Annotated in this window: 21 protein-coding genes; 12 read left to right on the top strand and 9 right to left on the bottom strand. The window is 71.6% G+C overall.

Annotated elements, in window-relative coordinates; genetic code table 11:
• Positions 1–379: 379 nt before the first annotated feature.
• The 3 genes from ACFY3V_RS01545 to ACFY3V_RS01535 are packed head-to-tail and all read left to right on the top strand — an operon-like array spanning position 380 to position 2,320.
• The gene (locus tag ACFY3V_RS01545) at positions 380–799 is read left to right on the top strand and encodes a TraR/DksA C4-type zinc finger protein (protein WP_362895462.1); all 420 of its coding nucleotides are present in this window, start codon (positions 380–382) and stop codon (positions 797–799) included.
• Entirely contained in the window at positions 763–1,398 is a 636-nt protein-coding gene (locus tag ACFY3V_RS01540; protein ID WP_350948112.1) for a signal peptidase II, read from the top strand. Before ACFY3V_RS01545 ends, ACFY3V_RS01540 begins: the two co-directional genes overlap by 37 nt.
• Positions 1,391–2,320, top strand: coding sequence for an RluA family pseudouridine synthase (locus tag ACFY3V_RS01535; protein ID WP_362895459.1), 930 nt, complete (start codon positions 1,391–1,393; stop codon positions 2,318–2,320). Before ACFY3V_RS01540 ends, ACFY3V_RS01535 begins: the two co-directional genes overlap by 8 nt.
• A gap of 13 nt (positions 2,321–2,333) precedes the next feature.
• Here the strand turns inward: ACFY3V_RS01535 and ACFY3V_RS01530 are convergent, their stop codons facing one another.
• The 7 genes from ACFY3V_RS01530 to ACFY3V_RS01500 all read right to left on the bottom strand — a co-directional run bounded on the left by ACFY3V_RS01530 (position 2,334) and on the right by ACFY3V_RS01500 (position 9,994).
• A complete protein-coding gene (locus tag ACFY3V_RS01530; protein ID WP_389768931.1) occupies positions 2,334–3,953 on the bottom strand; it encodes a protein kinase in 1,620 nt (539 codons plus the stop codon).
• Between the two features lie 43 nt (positions 3,954–3,996).
• On the bottom strand, positions 3,997–5,373 hold the full coding sequence (locus ACFY3V_RS01525; RefSeq protein ID WP_389768928.1) for an acetyl/propionyl/methylcrotonyl-CoA carboxylase subunit alpha: 1,377 nt from the start codon (positions 5,371–5,373) through the stop codon (positions 3,997–3,999).
• Complete coding sequence (gene accB, locus ACFY3V_RS01520) at positions 5,370–5,945, bottom strand: acetyl-CoA carboxylase biotin carboxyl carrier protein (RefSeq protein ID WP_389768925.1); 576 nt, start codon at positions 5,943–5,945, stop codon at positions 5,370–5,372. Before accB ends, ACFY3V_RS01525 begins: the two co-directional genes overlap by 4 nt.
• Positions 5,938–7,671 carry an acetyl-CoA carboxylase carboxyltransferase subunit alpha gene (locus ACFY3V_RS01515; protein ID WP_389768922.1) on the bottom strand — a complete coding sequence of 578 codons (1,734 nt, stop codon included), beginning with the start codon at positions 7,669–7,671 and terminating at the stop codon, positions 5,938–5,940. Before ACFY3V_RS01515 ends, accB begins: the two co-directional genes overlap by 8 nt.
• Positions 7,668–8,006 carry a TcmI family type II polyketide cyclase gene (locus ACFY3V_RS01510; RefSeq protein ID WP_389768919.1) on the bottom strand — a complete coding sequence of 113 codons (339 nt, stop codon included), beginning with the start codon at positions 8,004–8,006 and terminating at the stop codon, positions 7,668–7,670. The genes ACFY3V_RS01515 and ACFY3V_RS01510 overlap by 4 nt, the downstream gene beginning before the upstream one ends.
• 303 nt (positions 8,007–8,309) lie before the next feature.
• Complete coding sequence (locus ACFY3V_RS01505) at positions 8,310–8,984, bottom strand: response regulator transcription factor (protein WP_350948119.1); 675 nt, start codon at positions 8,982–8,984, stop codon at positions 8,310–8,312.
• Positions 8,963–9,994 (bottom strand): histidine kinase, encoded by a 1,032-nt coding sequence (locus ACFY3V_RS01500; RefSeq protein WP_362895446.1) that lies wholly within the window; start codon positions 9,992–9,994, stop codon positions 8,963–8,965. Before ACFY3V_RS01500 ends, ACFY3V_RS01505 begins: the two co-directional genes overlap by 22 nt.
• A gap of 867 nt (positions 9,995–10,861) precedes the next feature.
• On the opposite strand from ACFY3V_RS01500, the gene ACFY3V_RS01495 reads away from it, so the two are divergent.
• Genes ACFY3V_RS01495 through ACFY3V_RS01455 form a run of 9 tightly spaced genes read left to right on the top strand, consistent with a single transcriptional unit; the run spans position 10,862 to position 18,300 of the window.
• Positions 10,862–11,344, top strand: coding sequence for a SchA/CurD-like domain-containing protein (locus ACFY3V_RS01495; RefSeq protein WP_362895444.1), 483 nt, complete (start codon positions 10,862–10,864; stop codon positions 11,342–11,344).
• Entirely contained in the window at positions 11,341–12,087 is a 747-nt protein-coding gene (locus ACFY3V_RS01490) for an SDR family oxidoreductase (RefSeq protein ID WP_350948122.1), read from the top strand. Before ACFY3V_RS01495 ends, ACFY3V_RS01490 begins: the two co-directional genes overlap by 4 nt.
• On the top strand, positions 12,084–12,608 hold the full coding sequence (locus ACFY3V_RS01485; protein ID WP_389768912.1) for an antibiotic biosynthesis monooxygenase family protein: 525 nt from the start codon (positions 12,084–12,086) through the stop codon (positions 12,606–12,608). The genes ACFY3V_RS01490 and ACFY3V_RS01485 overlap by 4 nt, the downstream gene beginning before the upstream one ends.
• Positions 12,605–13,825, top strand: coding sequence for an FAD-dependent monooxygenase (locus ACFY3V_RS01480; RefSeq protein ID WP_362895440.1), 1,221 nt, complete (start codon positions 12,605–12,607; stop codon positions 13,823–13,825). The genes ACFY3V_RS01485 and ACFY3V_RS01480 overlap by 4 nt, the downstream gene beginning before the upstream one ends.
• Positions 13,822–14,727, top strand: a complete 906-nt coding sequence (locus ACFY3V_RS01475; RefSeq protein WP_389768909.1) for an SAM-dependent methyltransferase — start codon at positions 13,822–13,824, stop codon at positions 14,725–14,727. The genes ACFY3V_RS01480 and ACFY3V_RS01475 overlap by 4 nt, the downstream gene beginning before the upstream one ends.
• Complete coding sequence (locus ACFY3V_RS01470; RefSeq protein WP_350948126.1) at positions 14,711–14,956, top strand: acyl carrier protein; 246 nt, start codon at positions 14,711–14,713, stop codon at positions 14,954–14,956. Before ACFY3V_RS01475 ends, ACFY3V_RS01470 begins: the two co-directional genes overlap by 17 nt.
• 31 nt (positions 14,957–14,987) lie before the next feature.
• Positions 14,988–15,824, top strand: coding sequence for a cupin domain-containing protein (locus ACFY3V_RS01465; RefSeq protein WP_362895435.1), 837 nt, complete (start codon positions 14,988–14,990; stop codon positions 15,822–15,824).
• Positions 15,821–17,083, top strand: a complete 1,263-nt coding sequence (locus ACFY3V_RS01460; protein WP_389768905.1) for a beta-ketoacyl-[acyl-carrier-protein] synthase family protein — start codon at positions 15,821–15,823, stop codon at positions 17,081–17,083. The genes ACFY3V_RS01465 and ACFY3V_RS01460 overlap by 4 nt, the downstream gene beginning before the upstream one ends.
• Positions 17,080–18,300, top strand: coding sequence for a beta-ketoacyl synthase N-terminal-like domain-containing protein (locus ACFY3V_RS01455; RefSeq protein WP_389768902.1), 1,221 nt, complete (start codon positions 17,080–17,082; stop codon positions 18,298–18,300). The genes ACFY3V_RS01460 and ACFY3V_RS01455 overlap by 4 nt, the downstream gene beginning before the upstream one ends.
• 59 nt (positions 18,301–18,359) lie before the next feature.
• On the opposite strand, the gene ACFY3V_RS01450 is transcribed toward ACFY3V_RS01455, so the two are convergent.
• Entirely contained in the window at positions 18,360–18,527 is a 168-nt protein-coding gene (locus ACFY3V_RS01450) for a hypothetical protein (RefSeq protein WP_389768899.1), read from the bottom strand.
• 158 nt (positions 18,528–18,685) lie between these two features.
• Complete coding sequence (locus tag ACFY3V_RS01445; RefSeq protein WP_362895427.1) at positions 18,686–20,869, bottom strand: MMPL family transporter; 2,184 nt, start codon at positions 20,867–20,869, stop codon at positions 18,686–18,688.

Here is a 20,869-nt window from a genome sequence, read left to right as displayed (position 1 = left end):
CCCTCTTCCTTCGGTCTGCTGCCGGGTCTACTGGGCCGCCGCGGATCTTCTCCGGGACGTCGCGGCCGTTCTTCCGGCGGCTCCGGGGTGATCGTGCCTTCGCGCCTCGCCCCGGGCTCGCACCGTCCCCGGGTCGCTCGTGCGAGGGGATGCGGAGGTTGCTGTCCCCATCAACGCCTTGCAGGCTCACACGATAACGCACCCGCCCCCCTGGAAGCTTCCCGTTATCGAGGCAGGCTGAGCGGAATCAGGGGGAAGCGACCGGATGTTACGGGAGTGGTAAACAATGCGGCGGGTCGTTTGCCGTTCTGTTATAGAAGACCTAAGCTGCCCGCACCGCTTACCACATTGGAAACGGTCATCGAGCAAGGAGGCCGCCATGGCTGCGACCGTGCGCGCACACAACAGCGCGGTGGCGCCGTCCCAGGACGGCGCCGTCGTCACCTGGTCGGCCGAGGAACTCAAGGTGGTCCGTGAGCAACTGGCCACGGAGATCCGAGAGCTCACCGAGGAGATCGCCAGGGCCGAGACGGAGATCGCGTCGAGCGACGTCACCGACGGCGCGGGAGACGATCAGGCCGACGCCGGAGCCCGGACGTATGAACGCGAGCGCGAAATCGCCCTTACCCTGAACTCGCGCGACCTGGTCGCGCAGAACGAGCGAGCGATCGCCCGGATCGACGCGGGGACCTACGGAGTGTGCGAATCGTGCCATCAGCCGATCGGAAAGGAGCGCCTTCAGGCGTTTCCGAGGGCGACGCTGTGCGTGGCCTGCAAGCAGCGGGAGGAGCGCCGCTGACCGGTGACAGCGAGGACGGGGCGGTTTCCGCCGCCCCGCTCCCGAGGCGGCGGATCGCCGTACTCGCGACGATCGTCCCCGTCATCTACGCCCTCGACCTGGCCACGAAGACCCTCGTGCTTCGGACCCTGGAGGGCAGGGAACCGCTCGTGGTCGTCCCGGATCTCCTCCAGTTCCGGGTGATCTTCAACTCGGGGGCCGCCTTCAGCCTCGGCACCGGGATGACGATCATCTTCACCTGTGTCGCGACCGCCGTCGTGGTGGCGATCCTGCGCACCGCGCGCAACCTGCGCAGCCTGCCCTGGGCGATCACGCTGAGCCTGCTGCTCGGCGGGGCACTCGGCAACCTCACCGACCGTATCTTCCGCTGGCCCTCGGGCTTCGGGCCCGGCAGGCCCTCGCCCTTCCAGGGGCACGTGGTCGACTTCATCGAGACCTTCCCCGGCCACTTCCCGGTCTGGAACGTCGCCGACTCGGCGATCGTCTGCGGGGGCATCCTGGCGGTCGTTCTCGCCTGGCGGGGTTACCAGCTCGACGGCACGCGCGACATGGGGGCCGAGAAGACCACGAAGGAAACGAAGGAGAACAGCGATGGCTGACCGGCGAAGCCTGCCCGTCCCCGACGGGCTGGAGGGCGAGCGTCTCGACGCCGCCCTGTCACGCCTGTTCGGCCTCTCCCGCACCCGCGCGGCCGAGCTGATCGTCGCCGGTGACGTGCTGGTGGACGGCGCGACCGCGATCAAGTCCGACCGGGTCCACGGCGGCGCGTGGCTGGAGGTCACCCTCCCGCCGCCGCCCACCACGCCGATGCCGGTGGCCGAGCCCGTGCCCGGAATGCACATCGTGTACGAGGACGACGACATCGTCGTCGTCAACAAGCCCATCGGCGTGGCCGCCCACCCGACCACCGGGTGGACCGGTCCCACCGTGATCGGCGGTCTGCTGGGCACCGGCCACCGGGTGGCCACCAGTGGCGCGGCCGAACGCCAGGGCATCGTGCACCGGCTGGACGCCAACACCACCGGCGCGATGGTCGTCGCCAAGAGCGAGCACGCCTACTCCCACCTGAAGAGGGCTTTCAAGGAGCGTACGGTCGACAAGCGTTACCACGCGCTGGTCCAGGGCCACCCCGACCCGCACCGAGGCACGGTGGACGCGCCGATCGACCGCCATCCCGTCGGTGACGGTCGCTGGGCGGTGGTGGCCGGGGGCAAGGACTCGGTCACCCACTACGACACGATCGAGGCGTTCCGCGCGGCGTCGCTGCTGGACATCAAGCTGGAGACGGGCCGCACCCACCAGATCAGGGTCCACATGTCGGCGCTGCGCCACCCGTGCGTCGGCGACATGCTGTACGGGGCCGACCCCACCCTGGCCGCGCGCCTGGGGGTGAGCAGGCAGTGGCTGCACGCGGTCTCTCTCGCCTTCGAGCACCCTTCCACCGGCGAGTGGGTCTCCTTCAGCACCACCTACCCCGAAGATCTGGCCCAGGCTCTCAGGATCGTCGCCGCCGAGTCCTAGCGCCGCACACCGATCAGCCGTTCCTGATCTCGCCTCCGGTGTCCGTGTCCTGGCCCGGTCCGTTGATCACTCCGGCGTTCGCGACCTTGCCCTCGGGGGCCGTCCCGGCGTTGGGGTCGACCTGGTCGGGTGAGTCGCCCTGCTGCCCCTCGCCCGGCGCGGTGTCCTGCCCCGAGCCCTCGCCGGTCCCCTCACCCTGGTCCTGCTCCTCGTTCTGCCCCTGGTCGGCGGGGTCCTCCTCAGGCCTGTCGGGTTTGTTGGGTTTGTCGGGCTTGTTTTGAGGGTCCTGTGACGGCTTGGGCGACGGCTTCTCCGACGGTTCGCCCGACGGCCTGTCCCGTGGCGCGGGGTCGTCGTTCCTCGCCCTTTCCGGGGCGGGGCGACCCGAGGTCCCGCCACCGTTGTCTCGCGCGGGTACCTTCGCCTGCTCGGGCTTGTTCGAGGGCTTCTTCTCGTCGGGCCCCACGCTCGCCGACGTCGGCTGATCCCGGGGGATCGGGGGCGAGGAGTTGACGGCGACCCATGCCGCACCTCCCGCGGTCGCGGCGATGGCGAGCGTCGCCGCGACCAGGGCGGCCATCGCCGGACGTCGCCTCCTCCGGGGAACGAAGGCCGGACCCTGCTCCGGGCCGGATCCGGCGGGCACGGGAGGTAGCGGCGGTGTGGCCTCGGCCGGCGCGGTGGGTGCGCCGTCCGGACCCGGGACCGCGGCCACCAGGGGAACCGCCATGGAAGATCCGGCCGACGGTCCGGTGGCGGCCCCGGCGGGCGGTGCGGCGGGCAGTTCGATGGGCATGGTCGGTTCCGGTGCGGTGCCGTTCACCAGGGAGGTGAGGTGGACCTGCACATCGCGGGCCGACATGCGTCGCGCGGGATCCTTGTGGAGCAGGCCGAAGATCACCGGGGCGAGCGGCCCGGCGAACCGCATCGGCGACGGCTCCTGGTGCATGACGGCGCTGAGCGTCGCGAGCGGGTGGGCCCGCTCGAAGGGGGAACGTCCCTCGACCGCCACGTAAAGCGTCACGCCGAGCGACCACAGGTCGGAGGCGAACTCGGCCGGCCCGCCGCTCGCCCGCTCCGGCGCGATGAACGCCGGGGTGCCGATGAGCGAGCCGGTCCTGGTGATCGAGGAGTCGCCCTCCAGGACGGCGATGCCGAAGTCGGTGAGCACCGCCCGTCCGTCCCTGGCGATCAGCACGTTGTCCGGCTTCACGTCGCGGTGCAGGACACCGGCGTGGTGGGCGGCGAGCAGCGCGCCCAGCACCTCCAGCCCGATCCGCGCCACCCGCATCGGCGGCAGCGGCCCGTCCTCCCTGACCACCGCTCCGAGCGTGCGGGAGTCGATGAGCTGCATGATGATCCAGGGGCGCCCGTTCTCCTCGATCACGTCGTAGACCGTCGCCACTCCCGGGTGGCCGCCGATCCGCCCGGCGGTACGGGCCTCCCTGAGGGTCCGGACGGTGAAGACCTCACGCTCGGGACCGGTGAGGTCGGGGGAGGGGACGACCTCCTTGACCGCCACCTCCCGGCCCAGGACCTCGTCCCGCGCTCGCCAGACCGTTCCCATGCCTCCTCGGCCGATGCGTTCGAGCAGGCGGTAGCGGGCTCCGATGATCCCCTGAGAATCGGTCATGGGGTGGCGAGTACCCAGGATTTACGTCGGCATTCAGGAAAGTTTACGCAGACCAGAGCATGTGCCCTTCTTCGCGCATGAACGTGTCCACGAATCCGGTGCCGTGCTCACCCGCCGCGAACCGCGGTTGCGCGAGCAGGGCGCGCAGCAACGGGATGGTGGTGGCCACCCCCGGTCCTTCCACGGCGAACTCGGCGAGCGCGCGGTCTGCCCTGGCGATCGCCTCCTTTCTGGTGGGCGCCCAGACGACCAGTTTCGCGATCATCGAGTCGTAGTCGGGGGGAATCGTGTCGCCCTGGGCGAACCCGGAGTCGACCCGCACCCCGGGGCCGCCGGGCGGACGGAAGACCGTCAGGCGGCCAGGAGTGGGACGGAACCCCGCGCCCGGGTCCTCGGCGTTCACCCGGCACTCGACGGCCGTGCCGGTGAAGCGGATCTGCTCCTGGGTGAACGGCAGGAGCTCGCCCGCCGCCACCCGGATCTGCTCCCTGACCAGGTCGACGCCGGTGAGCATCTCGGTCACCGGATGCTCGACCTGGATACGGGCGTTGATCTCCATGAAGGTCGCCTCGCCGGTCGGGCCGACCAGGAACTCCATCGTCCCCGCCCCGGTGTAGCCCACGTGCCGCGCTCCGGCCACGGCGTACTCGCCAAGCCGCCCGCGCGCCTCCTCGGACAGGGCGAGGGAGGGCGCCTCCTCGACGAGCTTCTGGTTGCGCCGCTGCAACGAGCAGTCGCGCTCCCCCAGGTGCACGACGGTCCCGGCGGAATCTCCCAGCAGCTGCACCTCCACGTGGCGGGCCACGGGCACGAACCGCTCGATGTAGACGTCGCCGTCACCGAACATCCGCCGGGCGAGCGCGGTGGTGCGCCGGTAGACGTCACGCAGCTCCGCCCGGTCGCGCGCCACCTCGATGCCCCGCCCGCCGCCGCCCGCGACGGCCTTCACGATGACCGGATAGCCGATCTCGGAGCCGATCCGCTCGGCCTCGGCCGCGGAGGAGACGGCGCCGTCGCTGCCGGGCAGGACGGGCAGCCCGGCCTCGGCCATCAGGGAGCGCGCCCGCGCCTTGTCGCCGACGTGCTCCATGACCTCGGGACGGGGACCGATGAAGGTGATCCCGCTGTCCGCGCAGATCCTCGCGAAGTCGGCGTCCTCCGACAGAAAACCGTAGCCAGGGTGGATCGCCTCCGCCCCGGTCTGCAGGGCCGCCTCGATGACGGCGGGCACCGAGAGGTAGCTGCGCCGCGCCGGGGCCGGGCCGATGTGGACGGCTCTGTCGGCGTAGGCCACGAACCGGGCGTCCCGGTCGGCCGTGGAGTACACGGCGACGGTCTCGATGCCCATCTCGCGGCAGGTCCTGGCCACGCGCAGCGCGATCTCGCCCCGGTTGGCGATGAGTATCCTTCCGAAGCTCATGGCTCGTCCGTCCGTAGCCGCACCAGGACCTGCCCGTACTCCACCGGCTCGCCGTTTCCCACGACCACCTCGACGACCTCGCCCGCCTGGCCGGCGGCCACCGGGTTCATGAGCTTCATCGCCTCGACGAGGCCGACCGTCTGCCCCGTGTCCACCCGGTCGCCGGGTCGTACGAACGGCGGGGCTCCCGGCTCGGCGGCGACGTAGAAGGTGCCCACCAGGGGAGAGGTCACCGCGTACGAGGCGGGGTCCTCTCGCTCGGGCGACCCGGCCGCCTGCTCCGTGGTCACGGCCGCAGGCTGCTGGACCGGCGCGGCGGGCTGGGAGGCGGGCCGCAGGACCGGGGGAGGGGCCTGGGGAAAGGCCCAGGTCACCTCAAGGGCGCACTCGCCCAGGCGCAGGGAGATGCCGGCCACCGGTCCCGGGACGGCCTTGACGAGGTTGGCGACCTCCTCGCGCAGCAGCCGCATCGCCGCGTGGGTCTCCTCCCCCTCACTCCGCCTCTCGGTGTCTCGGACTACCGCGTGGGTGTCCTCTCCCCGGCCCTGCCTTCCGGTGGCCCGCTCACTCATCCTCGACCACCCCCAGCACGCGGAACCTCTCGTGGCGGTGCTTGCGCAGCTCGTCGCCGTCGAGCCCGGACAGCTCGCGCAGTGATTCCAGTACGGCCGACCTGAGCGCGTCCATCGCCGCTCGCGGATCCTCCTGGGCACCGCCCGCGGGCTCCGGCACGACCCCGTCCACGACACCGAGCCGCAGCAACTCGGGCGCGGTGATCCGCAGGGAACCGGCCAGCTCGGTGGCGTGTGAGGGATCGCCGTACAGGATCGCCGAGCAGCTCTCCGGGCTGATCACCGAGTAGACGGCGTGGCGCAGCATCAGGACCCGGTTGGCCAGCGCGAGGGCCAGCGCCCCGCCGCTGCCTCCCTCACCGACCACGGTGGCGACCACCGGCACGGACAGCTCCGACATGCCGGCGAGGCACTCGGCGATCGCCCAGGACTGCCCGCGATCCTCGGCTCCGACACCCGGGGCCGCGCCCTGGGTGTCGACGAGCGTCACCACCGGCAGGCCGAGCCGGTCGGCGAGCCGCATCAGCCGCAGTGCCTTGCGGTAGCCCTCGGGATGGGCGAGACCGAAGTTTCTGGCGACGAGTTCCCCGGTGTCGTGCCCCTTCTGATGACCAATGATCATCACGGGTGTCCCGTCGAGCAGGCCGGTGCCGCCGACGATCGCCGGGTCGTCGCGATGCGTGCGGTCTCCGTGAAGCTCCACGAAGTCCGAGCACAGATGCCAGATGTAGTCGAGAGTGGTCGGACGCCGGGTGTCGCGGGCCAGCCGCAGGGTCTCCCGGGCGGTCGGCTCGCCGGACAGCTCGCCCGGATCGCGGATCACCGCCGCGGACCGAGCGGGGAGCGGCGTCCCCTGCGCGGACCCGTTCCCGTTTCGCGCGTCTCGGTGTGGTGCGTTCCCGGTCTGTTCGTTTCCGGGGCGGCCGGTCGTGGACAGCAGCCGGGCGAGCAGGGGACGCAGCCCTTCGCGGGGCTCGACCCGGTCGAGCATGCCGCGTTCGGCGAGGTATTCGGCGCTCTGGAACCCGGGCGGGAGCTTCTCGCGGGTGGCGGAGGCGATGACGCGCGGCCCCGCGAAGCCGACGAGCGCACCGCGCTCGGCGATCAGCACGTCCCCGAGAGTGGCGAAGGAGGCGGTCACCCCGCCGAAGGTGGGATCGGTCAGCACGCAGACGCTGAGCACGCCCGCCCGCCGCAGTCGTCGCATCGCCTGGGCGGTCTTGCCCATCTGCATCAGTGACAGGCAGCCCTCCTGCATGCGGGCGCCTCCCGAGGCGACGGCCAGGACCAGCGGCACGCGCTCGCTCAGCGCCCGCTCGCAGGAGCGGGTGACGGCCTCGCCGACCGCCGAGCCCATGCTGCCGCCGAGGAAGGAGAAATCCATGACGGCGACGACCACGCGGTGGCCGCCGATCGTGGCGGTGCCGTGCAGGGCGGCGTCGTCCAGGCCGGTGCGCTCGCGTGCCCGCGCCAGACGCTCGCCGTAGGGCAGGGAGTCGGTGAATCCCAGCGGGTCGCCACCGCGGACCCGGGGGGCGGCGACGAAGGAACCGTCGTCCACCAGTGTGCGCAGCCGCTCATCGGCGCACAGCCGGTGGTGGTGGTCGCACTCGGGGCAGACGCCCCGCGTACGGGCCAGGCGGGGGACGTACACGATGGACGCGCAGCCGGGGCAGCGAGACCACAGGGCGGGGGCGGTGGCCGGTGCGGCGGGGGAGATCGTCACAGGGCACGCTCCTGGGGGGTCCAGTGGTAGAACCGCTGTGCCATCGCGTCGGCGGGGCCGCGCCAGGTGTCCGGGTCGTACGGTCTGACGTGCGGGGCGAGCTCCCGGCTCAGCCGCAGGAAGTCCTCGCGTCCGCCGGCCGTGGCCATCGCCTCGGCGGCGGATCCCTCGAACTCGACATGGTGGAAGTAGAGGTCTCGGTAGCGGAACAGGTCGCGGCGCGTCACCCCGAGCGCGCGGGGCAGCTCGCCGGCGTCGGACTCGCCGAAGAGGCGGGAGACCTCGCCGGAGCCGCCGGGGGTGAGGCGGGCGACGATCAGAATCCGGTCGGGCACGGGAACTCCTCGGTGTCCGGTCGATCGGGTCCGTCCCACCGTAGGAACCGGGCCGGGCCGCTGTCGCCCGCCGCCGGCGTGAACCCGGGACTCCTCCGGGGAGGGGACCCTCTCCTTCCCCGAGGGGAGCCGTGCCCTTTTCCGGGCCCCCTTCGGGACCTTCCTTCCGGTCCTCTTCCTGGCGCCTTTTCGGGTTGCCGGTGCTTTTGCGGGATCGGGCGGAAGGTGGTCTCGCGGTATGGGCGGACGCGAATGGGCCGCCCCCCGTGGGGGAGACGGCCGCCGTCGCGTGCCTGAGCCGTGTCAGCCCCGAGGGGTGGCCGCCACCAGGCCGTTCTCGTACGCGAAGATCACTATCTGGACCCGGTCGCGGACCCCGAGCTTCTGGTAGAGGTGCTGGACATGCGACTTGATCGTGCTGTCGCCGAGCACGAGCGCGCGTGCGATCTCGTCGTTGCCGTAGCCACGTACGAGCAGGCGGAACACCTCCCGCTCCCGCTCGGTGAGCTGGTCGAGCACGGCGGTCGGCGCGGCCGAGAGCACCGGGCGCCTGGCGAACTCGTCGATGAGCTTTCGCGTCACCGAGGGCGAGAGCAGGGCGTCGCCCTCGGCGACCTCGCGCACGGCCTCCACCAGCCGGTCGGTGGGCGTGTGCTTGAGGATGAAGCCGCTGGCCCCGCTGCGCAGCGCCTCGAAGACGTGCTCGTCCTGGTCGTAGATGGTGAGGATCACGACCTTCGCGGGGTAGGCGGCACCCAGCTTGCAGATCTCCCTGGTGGCGGTGATGCCGTCCATGCGCGGCATGTTGATGTCCATCAGCACCACGTCCGGGCGGAGTGACTTGACCGACTGCACCGCCTGTAGCCCGTGCGGTGCCTCTCCGACCACGACGATGTCGGGCACCCCGTCGAAGACGGCGTGCAGGCCGCTGCGGATCAGCGGCTGGTCGTCGGCGATCAGGACGCGGATCTTCCGCATGGCTCGTCCTCTCTGGAGATGGCGGAGGTGACGGGGATGACGGCCCGGGTGGCGAACCCGCCCCCGGGCAGTGGCCCCGACTCCAGGTGCCCCCCCTGCTCCGCGACCCGCTCGGACAGACCGGACAGTCCTGTGCCGCCCCGTTCGCCGGGAACCCGCCTGCCGGGAAAGGGCACGGGAGCGGCCACGGTCATCACACCGGGGCGCGTCTCGTTGACCACCGAGACGCTCAGCTCGTCACCGAAGCAGACATCCAGATGGACCGGGCCGGCGTTGTGCTTGAGCGCGTTCGTCAGTGCCTCCTGGGCGACACGGAACGCGGTCTTGGCGACCTCGGGTGGCACGTGGCGTTCGTCGGCGATGTTGCGCAGCCGTACGGCCAGGTCGGGGAGAGGAAAGCGCCCGGCGAGCTCGGTCAGCCTGGTCGAGAGCGGCACCCCGTCGTCGCCGCGTCGAGGCTCCTGCCGGATGAGCCCGCCTGAAGGCTCCTCCAGGGGGAGGCCACGCGCCGGTCGCCTCCGGGAGAGACGGCGTGGCGGCTCCCTTCGAGACGGACCACGCGGAGGCCGCTCCCATGCGGGGTCGCCCAACGGGTCCTTCCAGGGTGCCAGGTCGAGCCTCCCCCGTGGGAGAGACGGCTCGTGCCGCAGGGCGGCCAGTGTTTCCCGCAGGTCCTCCAGGGTCGCCTGGGCCGTCTCCTCGATGATCCGGGCCACCTGGTGTCCCGTCGTCGAGGAGCCGGACAGCCGTCTGGCCTGGAGCGCGATGACGGTCAGGCCGTGACCCACGCCGTCGTGCAGGTTGCGGGCGATCCAGCGCCGCTCGCGGAGCATCGCGCTGGTCTCGCTCCCGGTCGGGATGGTCTGGGCCGAGGTGGTCTGGGTCGGTGTGATCCGGGCCTGGCGGGGATCGGTCGTCGCCGACACGGTGGCCAGGATCACGGCCGCCGTGGAGCACAACAGGTCGGTCCAGCTCAGCTCGGAGAGGAGATAGCCGAAGAAGTCGCTCACCGGACCCACCCCGTTGGGGTCCGTTGAGATCTCCGCTGGGATCGGCTGATCAGTGGATGTGAGAGGTGCTTGCATTTCTGGGTTGTTTTGCCCCGTCGTTCCCCCATGAAAGGTGAGCGTAGTCAGAAAAGGGAGCTATATCAAGCAAATTATATGGGCCGTCACAGGCTTCGTTAAGATTCTGTTCTCCGGGTAAGTGAAACGCCGATCGCGCGTCTGTAAATGTTCTCTGGCGGGCCGTCGGGGAATTCGAGGCGATCCTGTCGGCGGATACCATCGACGGGCTCCGCATTCAAGTGATCTATGGGTTCTCACAGGGAGGTCTCGGAGGTTCTTAAGGTGCGCGGACCGAATCGCATTATGTGCGGTGACTTGATATGCGGGTAAAGTGGCGTGAATCGTGACAACGAGGCATTGTGGTGATGATGTTTTGAATTAAAAGGCGAGGCGGTTTAAGTGCTGGGCGCAATGGCACCATCGCCTCCGCGCCTCTCGCCTCCGCGCCCCTCACCCCTCGATCCCCACGCCCGTGTCCTGGACCTCGGTGTCTCCGTCTCCTCGCTCCGACCTCTGTCGATGCCCTGGCCCTCCCGGTCTCCCGCGCCTTCATACTCCCGTGCCCCGGCCCTGTGCCCTCGGCCCCGTGTCCCCGATTCCGTAGCCAGGGTGCCCGTCCCGTGCTCCCGGGCTCGCACCGGAGGCCGGGAGACACCGCGGTGAGGGGACGCCTGCTCCCACCCATGGCGGAGAGGACCCCACCGAGGGGGGACCGACGGGTTCGGTCACGTGGTGGAAGACAGTCGGGCCCGCCGCGAACAGGCTGGTTCCAGAAGGCGGCGGACGGCTGCCACCGGCCAAGGGAGACCGATGCGGCGCTACGCGATCACTTTCCAGATCAGGCCCGGCACGGAGGCGGCGGTGCGGAAACTCCTGTCGGAGTACGCTCCCCCGGATTGGGAGACCTCCGACGGGACGCGTCTGCTCAGTACGTCGATCTTCATGCACGGCACCACGGTCGTCCGTGTCATCGAGATCGACGGCGATCTGCCGAGTGTGATGGCCCACCTGTCCAGGCAGCCGGGCATTCAGCGACTGGAACGCGAGCTGGACGCCTACCTCGTGGTCCCGCGCGACATGAGCGACCCGCGGGGAGTGCGCGCCTTCTTCGCGTCGGCGCTCATGGACCACGTGACCACCCGCGTCGCCGGGCCGGCCAGGAGCGAGCCTGTCCAGGCAGAGCCCGTACAGGCAGAGGCCGTCCAGGTTGAGGCGGTACGAGGGGAAGCGGGCAGAGCTGAGCCGGCTGAGCCCTTCCGAGCTGATCCGGTTCGAGTGGAGCCGGTTCGATGAGCGCCCCGGCCTTCCTGATCACCGGGGCGACCGGGCAGCTCGCCGAGTCCGTGATCGAGCTGCTCGGCGGCCGGGGCGACCGGCTGCTGCTCACCGGCCGCGACAAGGACCGCCTCGACGGGCTGCGGCGACGGCACGGGGTCGTCGGACGGATCGAGACGCTGGCCACGGACGTCTCCGATCCCGAAGGCGCCCGTCTCGCCGCCGAGGAGGCGATCAGGCGTTTCGGCCGCCTCGACGGGCTGGTCCACCTGGTCGGCGGCTTCCGGGCGGGACCGCTCTTCCTGACGGACATCGGGGTCTACGAGCGGATGCTGCGCGACAACTTCCTGTCGGCGGTGATCGCCACTCAGGCGGTTCTGCCGTACTTGGGCGAGGGGGCGCGGCTGGTCTACTTCAGCACCCCGCTCGCCGGTGAGCCGCTGCCCGCGCTGTCGGCCTACACCGCCGCGAAGGCTGCCCTGGTCGCCTGGGTCCGTTCCATCGCGCACGAGGTGAAGCGGAGCGGCATCCATGCCAACACGGTCGTCATGACCGTGGCGGACACACCGGACAAGCGCCGGGAACGGCCCGGGATGAACTTCGACCACACCGTCACCCCCGAGCTGGTCGCCAGGGTCGTGGGGTTCCTCACCTGCGAGGAGTCGGACGGCCTGTACGGCAGCTGCGTCCCGGTGCTGGGCCGGTTCGAGTTCACCTCCGAGCTGGGCGGACCGCCGCCCGGTGCGGGAGGTCCCCGATGAGGGCCAGGATCGTCTTCCTGATCAGGGTGCCCGACGAGCGGCGAGAGGACTTCCTGGCCGCCTACGAGAAGATCCGCTACCAGGTGTCCGCAGGTGTCCCCGGCCACCTGAGGGACCAGGTCTGCCAGTCGGCCACCGACCCCGAGCAGTGGCTCATCACCAGTGAGTGGCGCGAACTGGCCGACTTCCTCACCTGGGAGGCGACCGAGGAACACCGCGAACTCGTCGGGCCCATGCGCGAGTGCATGACCGAGGCCCGTTCCCTGCGCTTTCTGATCCGCGAGGAGACGGGGGCGGCCTTACCGTCTCCCGAGGGGATGGCGGCCGTACCGCTTCCCGAGGGGACGGCGGCGGCCGTACCGCTCTCGGAGGGGACGGAGGACGGCCATGCCGTCCCCGGAGGGGCACCGCCTGCCGGGGGGACGGCGGCGGCCGTGTCACTCCCTGAGGAGGCGGCCGTGCCGTCCGCGGGGAAGGCGGGGGCCGTCGTGGCCGCCGCCGTCGCGCGGGAGCCGTCGTGAGGGTTGCCGTCGTCGGGGGCGGCATCGGCGGGCTGAGCGCGGCGCTGGCGCTGCGGGCCGCGGGAGCCGAGGTCACCGTGTACGAACGCGTCATCGAACCGTGTGCCGCGCGGGCGGGACACGGCCTGGTGCTCTGGCACAACGCCGTACTGGCACTGCGCGCGCTCGGTGTGGGGCCCGAGGTCGAAAAGATCGGTCACGAGCTTCACCGGCATCGCTTTCGGGACGCGCGTGGCAGAAGGATCGCGGAGTGGTCGATGGCGCGCATGGCGGGGCGCCTCGGCGCCCCCGTCTACGGCGTCGGCCGCCCCCACCTGCACGCGCTCCTCGCCGACCGGGTGGGGGACGACCTCGTGACCGGCTTCCGGTTCACCGGTTTCACCGCGACCGGGGACGGCGTCGTCGTCCGGTTCGGCGAGGGCCGCGAGGAGCGGGCGGACCTGCTCGTCGGCGCGGACGGGCTGCGCTCGGCCGTACGTGCCGCACTGCTCCCCGGCGACCCTCCGCCCCGATACGCCGGGTTCACCGCCTTCCAGGGGGTGATCAGGCTGCCCGGCTCCGGGATGCCCGAGCACACCTTCCTCAGCACGTGGGGCCGAGGCCGGTGGTTCGTCTGCTACCGGCTCTCCGACGACCACGTCTACTGGGACGGGGTGCTGGGCGACCGGGTCGCGCCGCGGCTCGGCGAGAGCCCTCTCGGCCTGCTGGCCGCGGAGTTCGACGGCTGGCCCGACCCGATTCCCGGCCTGATCGCCGCCACCGGGGCCGACGACGTCACCCCGGTGCACGTCTTCGACCGTCCTCCGCTGCGGCGCTGGAGCCACGGCCGGGTGACGCTGCTGGGGGACGCGGCTCATCCGATGACGTTCAACCTCGGCCAGGGGGCCGGACAGGCGATCGAGGACGCGCTCGTCCTGGGCGAGGAGCTCGCGGGCGGCGACGTTCCGGCGGCACTCGCCGCCTACGAGGCCCGCAGGGTGGAACGCACCACCCGGATGGTCCGGCGGTCGCGGGCCAACGGCGAGCTCACCCGCTGGCGACACCCGATCGCCTGCGCGGCACGCGACGCGTTCATGCGCCTGACGTTCGACCGGCTGGTGTACCGCGAGACGTACCGGCTCACCATGGCCGTCGACTTCACCGGAGACGCGGGCGCCATCGGAGCCGGGAGGTCCGCCGGCGACGGAGACCTCACGGCGGAGGGGAGTGAGACGTGACCAGACTCGCGGGGGAGCCCGGACTGCCCACGGGCGTGAGCCGCACCGCGGTGGTGATCACCCAGGCGCGGGAGGCGGAGAGCGCGCGGCCCGACCGGCTCTTCGACGATCCGCTCGCGGGCCCGCTCGCCGACGCGGCCGGGCGGATCACCGGGATCAGCGAGGCGGGCCGGCACGCGGCCGAGCACTTCGTCCTGCGCACCCGCTTCTTCGACGACCGGCTGCGCGAGGCCGCGGAGGCGGGCCTGCGGCAGGTGGCCCTGCTCGCCGCGGGCCTGGACACCCGCGCCTTCCGGCTGAAATGGCCAGAAGGCACCCGCCTGTTCGAGGTCGACCTGCCGGACCTGATCTCCTTCAAGGAGAAGGCGCTCGCCGACCAGGGGGCCCGGCCCGCCTGCGATCGCGCGGTCGTCCCCGCCGACCTGCGCGAGGACTGGCCGTCGGCGCTGCTGTCCGCGGGCCTCGATCCGGACGCGCCGACCGCCTGGCTGATCGAGGGCGTGCTGATGTACCTCACGCCTGACGAGGCGGGGCGTGTGCTCGGCCGGGTCTCCGAGCTGTCGCCCCCCGGGAGCAGGCTCGCCGTCGAGCACGTCAACAAGGCGTACGCCGAACTGCCGCAGATGCGGCCCGCGATGGGCAGGCTCGCCTCCACCCGGGCCGCCTGGCGGTCGGCCGTCGAAGACCCGTCCGCCTGGCTGGCCCGGTACGGGTGGCGTGCCACGGTGACCCACCAGGCCGACCTCGCCCGGGCGCTGGGCCGTCCCGTCCCGGTGATGGCGGATCCCCGGACGGTCGGCTCGGCCCGGATCTGGCTGGTGGACGCCCTGCGAGACGAAGTGCGAGACGAAGAAGGACACCGACCGACGACAGGAGCCGATGACGATGCCGTTCACCGATGAGAACGTACGCGAACTGCTGCTCTGTGTGGGCCTGGACCCCGCGGCCGGGGACGAGGCCCTGGAACTCACCTTCGACGCGCTGGACCTCGACTCCCTGGCCAGGGTGGAGATCGCCACCCGCATCCAGGACCGGTTCGGCGTGGACGTGGAGGAGGAGCTGACGGCCCAGACCACACCGTCCCTGATGAGAGAACTCGTGACCGAGCGGCTGGCGGCGACCGGCGCCTGACCGGTGTCTTCTGAGGAGGCGAACGCACATCATGATCGGACACACCGACAACACGATCGAGATCGACGCTCCCATCGGATTCGTCTGGGACCTGACGAACGACGTCCGGGCCTGGCCGGAGCTCTTCTCCGAGTACGCCAAGGTGGAGGTCCTCACCGAGTCGGACGACTCGGTGACCTTCCGGCTCACCATGCACCCCGACGAGCTGGACCGCGTCTGGTCCTGGGTGTCGGAGCGCTCCTGGGACCGCGACACCTGGACGGTGAGAGCGCGCCGGGTGGAGACCGGGCCGTTCGAGTTCATGAACATCACCTGGGTCTACGAGGAGCTCGGCCCCGACCGTACCCGCATGCGCTGGGTGCAGGACTTCCACATGAGGCCCGAGGCGCCGGTCGACACCCAGGAGATGACCGGCCGGATCAACGCCGGCTCCGCGGTCCAGATGTCGTTGATCAAGGAGAAGGTGGAGAGACGCCGCCGGCGCGTCGTGGGGTTTCACGACGTGCCGTCCAACACCAGGCGCGGCGGCGACCTGCGCACCCTGGTCTCCCCGGCGACCTGCGGTTCCTCGTCGGGCTTCTGCGGGGCCGTGCGCCTGGCGCCCGGCGAGGGCGTCAGCGAGCACTACCACCCCTACTCCGAGGAGTACGTGTTCGTCGCGACCGGGACGCTCAGGGTGGACCTCGACGGCGAGCCGCTCACCGTCGGCGCCGAGCAGGCGCTGCTCATCCCCCGCGAGGTAAGGCACCGCCTCACCAACGTCGGCGACGACGACGCGCTCGTGGTCTTCCAGCTCAGCCCGCTCGCCCCGAGGCCCGAACTCGGGCACGTGGACACCGAGCCCTGTCCGGAGGCGGTGGGAAGGTGAGACGGGTCGTCGTCACCGGCATCGGGGTGATCGCCCCGGGCGGGGTGGGCCGGGAGCGGTTCTGGAACCGGATCGTGCACGGCAGGCCGGCCGTCCGCCGGGTCACCGCCTTCGACCCGTCCCCGTTCCGCTCCCAGATCGCGGCCGAGGTCGACTTCGACCCGGCCGCCCACGGTCTCACCGCGCGTGAGGTCCGGCGCATGGACCGCTTCGTCCAGTTCGCCGTCGCCTGCGCCGACGAGGCGGTGGCCGACTCCGGCCTCGACCTCGGTGCGGCCGATCCCGAGCGGGCCGGGGTGAGCCTCGGCTCGGCGGTCGGGGCCACCATCACCCTGGAGGAGGAGTACGTGGTCGCGAGCGACCGCGGCAAGGACTGGGAGGTGGATCACCGCCACCTGAAGCCGTTCGTTCACCAGGCGCTGGTGCCCTCCAGCGCGGCGGCCGAGCTGGCGGTCCGGTTCGGCCTGAACGGCCCGGCCGCCGTCGTCTCGACCGGCTGCACCTCCGGCATCGACGCCGTCGGCCGGGCGTACCGGCTCGTCCAGGACGGTGAGGCGGACATGATGCTCGCGGGGGCGTCGGACGCGCCGATCTCCCCGATCACCGTGGCGTGCTTCGACGCCATCCGCGCGACCAGCCCGGACAACGCCGAACCGGAGACGGCCTCGCGGCCCTTCGACGCCGGGCGGAAGGGCTTCGTCCTCGGTGAGGGCGCGGCGGTGCTGGTGGTGGAGGAGCTGGAGCACGCCCGGCGGCGCGGTGCCCGGGTGTACTGCGAGATCACCGGCTACGCCGCGCGGGCCAACGGCTTCCACATGACCGGGCTGCGGCCCGACGGCCTGGAACTGGGCAGGGCGATCGGCCACGCGCTCGACCAGGCGAGGCTCAACCCCGAGGACATCGGCTACGTCAATGCCCACGGGTCGGGGACCAGGCAGAACGACCGGCACGAGACGGCCGCCTACAAACGGAGTCTCGGCGAGCACGCCCGGCGGGTGCCGATCAGCTCGATCAAGTCGGTGATCGGCCACTCGCTCGGTGCGATCGGCTCGATCGAGATGGCGGCCTGCGCCCTGGTCCTGCAGCGGGGCGTGATCCCGCCCACGGCCAACCTGACCGTCCCCGACCCCGAGTGCGACCTGGACTACACGCCCCTGGTCGCGCGGGAGGTGACCGCCGGGCACGCGCTCTCCGCGGGCAGCGGCTTCGGCGGGTTCCAGTCCGCGATGATCTTCTCTGAGCCGGGGGCGGTCCGATGAGCGACCGCAGGGCGGTGATCACCGGGCTCGGCGTGGTCGCCCCGACGGGTGTCGGCGCGGCCGGGCACTGGAAGGGGTCCCTGTCCGGGCGGAGCCGGATCGGCCCGGTGACGTCGTTCGACGCCTCGGGGTCGCCGGTCAGGCTGGCGGGGGAGGTCACCGGTTTCGACGAGCGCGAGTTCGTCGACAGCAAGCTGCTGGTGCAGACCGACCGGTGGACCTGGTTCGCCCTCGCCGCCACCCGGCTCGCCCTGGCCGACGCCGCCCTCGACCCCGCCAAAGAGGATCCGTTCGACCTGTCGGTGGTGACCGCCGCCGCCTCGGGAGGAAACGCCTTCGGTCAGCGGGAGATCCAGGCGCTGTGGCGGAAGGGGCCACGAGCGGTGAGCGCCTACCAGTCCATCGGCTGGTTCTACGCCGCGAGCACCGGCCAGCTGTCCATCGCTCACCGGCTCAAGGGCGCCTGCGGGGTGCTGGTCGCGGACGCGGCGGGGGCGATCGACGCGCTCGCCGAGGCGGCACGGCTGATCCGCGCGGGTACCGAGGTCGTCGTGACCGGGGGCACCGAGGCGCCGCTGTCGCCGTACGCGCTCTCCTGCCAGGCCGGTGAGGCGACGGTGAACCGCTCGGCCGACCCCGCCGCGGCCTACCGGCCCTTCGCGCCCGACGCGGCCGGGCATGTTCCCGGCGAGGGAGGCGCGATCCTCATCGTGGAGGACCGGCACAGCGCCTTGGGCAGGGGCGCCCCGACCGTCTACGCCGAGATCGCCGGGACCGCCTCCACCCACGACGCCCACCACGTGAGCGACCCGGCCCCCGGCCACCGTCAGTACGCCAGGGCGATGCGCGAGGCGATCGCCCGCGCCGGGCTCGGCGTGGACGACGTCGGCGTGGTCTTCGCGGACGGGGCGGGAGACGTGGTCAGGGACTCCCTTGAGGTGGCGGCGCTGCGGGAGGTGTTCGGGGATCGTCGCGTGCCGGTGACGGTGCCCAAGACGATGACCGGCCGCCTGTGCTCAGGCGGTGCGGCCCTCGACCTCGCCTGGGCGGCTATGACGCTGACCGAAGGGGTGATCCCGCCGACCGTCGGCACCGTCGCTCCCGAGGGCGTGGACCTGGTCACCGAGCCCAGGGGGGTGGAAGGGCTCTCGTCCGCGCTGGTCGTGGCCCGAGGCTCCGGCGGCTTCAACTCCGCGGCGGTGCTGACCGCTGTCTGACGGCTCGGGACGAACCCTCCCCGAGGCCCGTGAAAGGGAAGCGTGGACGGCCACTGGCTTCACAGCCGGTGGCCGTTTCGTTGTCCGGTGACCCCGGCCCTGACCCCGGCCTTGGCCCTGACCCCGGCCTTGGCCCTGACCCCGGCCTTGGCCCTGACCCCGGCCTTGGCCCCGGCCCCGGCCTTGGCCCCGGCCGACCCTCGTCCGGCGCGAGTCCGGAACGGCATGCCCGGCGGCCTCGATCCGCGGCTCTCGGGACGGTGGTCCGGTGCCCCCGGCCCCGGCCGACTCTCACTCTCCCCCGGTCGACCCGCTCCCGGGCCCTCACCCCGGACCTGCGGCCCCCGGACCATCGGTCCGGGGGCCGCAGGTCCGGAGGCGGGTCCTAGACAGGCTCCGGGATTCGGGTGGGCTCGGGGTTCTCCCACCTCAACGGCGAAGGCTCCACCCGCAGGATCCGAGCGGCCCAGACGGGCAGCCACCAGTTCCACCGGCCCATCATCGCGACCACGGCCGGGACCAGGACGCCGCGGATGAGGGTGGCGTCCAGGAAGACGCCGAGGGCCAGACCGCTCGCGAACACCTTCACGTCCAGCTCGGGGGTCATGGCGAGCGCCGCGAAGGAGACGAACAGGATCAGCGCCGCCGAGGTGACCAGCCGGCCGGTGCGACCCACCCCCTCGATCACCGCCTGCTCCGTGCTGCCGGACCTGTCGTACTCCTCGCGCATCCTGGCCAGGATGAACACCTCGTAGTCCATGCTCAGGCCGTACAGGAAGGCGAAGATGACGAGCGGCACGAACTCGCCGATCGAGCCGGTCGGCTGGATGTCCAGCAGCTCCCTGGTTCCCCAGCCGAACTGCCACAGCACCACCATCGCGCCGATCACCGCGCCCAGCGAGAGCAGGTTGAGCGCGATCGCCTTCAGCGGCAGCAGCAGCGAGCGGAACGCCCGCGCCAGCATGACGAAGGTGACCAGCGCGATCAGGCCGAGCATCCAGGGGAACGCCCCGTAGGCGTGCTCCTGGAAGTCCATGCTCTGCGCCGCGTTGCCGCCGACGCGCGCGGTGACCGGCACCGCCTCGCGCACCCGGGCGATGGTCGCCTCGCCGGCCTCGGTGCCGTTCTCCGAGATCGGAAGCACGGTGATGACGGCGGTGCCCTCGCGGCGCCAGGACGGGTCGTCGGGGGCGAGCACCGTGGACACGCCCTCCACGTTCCTGATCCGTTCGGCGGCCTGGGCGGGGTCGCCGCTCACCAGGACGTCGAACGGGGTGATCGAGCCCGCGGGGACGCCCGCCTGGCGCAGCGCGGAGAGTCCTTCGGCACCGGGGCCGGTGGTCAGCAGGTTCCCGCTCGCGGGCAGGCCGAGGTTGACGCTCAACGCGGTCACCGTCAGCGCCGTCAGCAACCCGCCGGTGAGCAGGGCGGCGAGCAGGCGCATCCGCACCACGCCGCGGGCCCACGCCGACCAGGCCCGTCCGGCTCGCGCCTCGCGCTGGAAGGGAGCCCCGTCCCGGCCCGCGCGGGTGCGCCTGCGGTCGAGTCGCCGGCCGGTCAGGGCGAGCAGTACCGGCAGCACGGTGAGTGTGGTGGCCACGCTCGTCGCCGCGATGATCATCCCGGCGAGGCCGAGGCTGCGCAGGAACGGCACCGGCAGCACCACCATGGTCACCAGGCCGACCGCGACCGCCGCGCCGCTGAACAGCACCGCCCGTCCCGCGCCCGCCATGGCCCGGTGCACGGCCTCGTCGCCGCGGTGCCCGTTCGCCCGCTCCTCGCGCCAGCGGGCCACCAGCAGCAGCGAGTAGTCGATCGCGATGCCCAGGCCGAGCAGGGGCATCGTGGTGAGGGCCACGTCGTGCACGGTCGTCACCAGCGTGAGCAGCAGGATCACGACGAACGACAGGAAGATGGACAGGACCGAGATGAGGAGCGGTACGAAGGCGAGTGCCGAGCGGAACACCAGCAGCAGGACCACCACCGCGGCGAGCACTCCGACACCGATCTTGGTGGGCACGTCCACCCCGCCCGCGTCCACGCTCGGCGCGAGGGCGTCCAGGCCCGTCACGTGCACGCTCGTGCCCGCCGGCAGCACCGGGGTCATCGCCTTGACGATGACCGGGCTCTCGTCCGGTGTCTCCCCGAGGCCCCCGCCCGGAGGGCTGCCGTCGGAGTAGGTGCCGGGGAAGACGAGTCCGAACGTGGTCCGGCCGTCGGTGCCGATCAGCCGGGGATCGCCGGTGCTCGCGTAGGAGACCACGCGGGCCTTGGGCAGTTCGGCGGAGACGGCGGCGAAGGCGCGGCCGAGGATCTCCCTGTTGTCTTCGGCCCGCATTCCCTCAGGAAGCACGACAACTGGAACAAATGGCCGCTGATAGCCACCATTCCCATAGATTCTGACTATTTCCTGGTTGGCCTCGAAGGCGGGCATTCCGGGATGCGAATATTCCTCGGAGAGCCGCTGGATCGCGATCGGCGTCGCGCCCAGGCCCACCAGGAATCCCAGCACGGTCAGCAGGGCGACCAGTCCCTTGCGCCGCAGTACGAAAACCGAGATTCTCTCCAT

The sequence above is a fragment of the Streptosporangium sp. NPDC000095 genome (assembly GCF_042899335.1).
Classification (GTDB): domain Bacteria; phylum Actinomycetota; class Actinomycetes; order Streptosporangiales; family Streptosporangiaceae; genus Streptosporangium.
The sequence above is the reverse complement of the archived record's forward strand: the minus strand, read 5'-3'. Positions and strand labels throughout refer to the sequence as shown.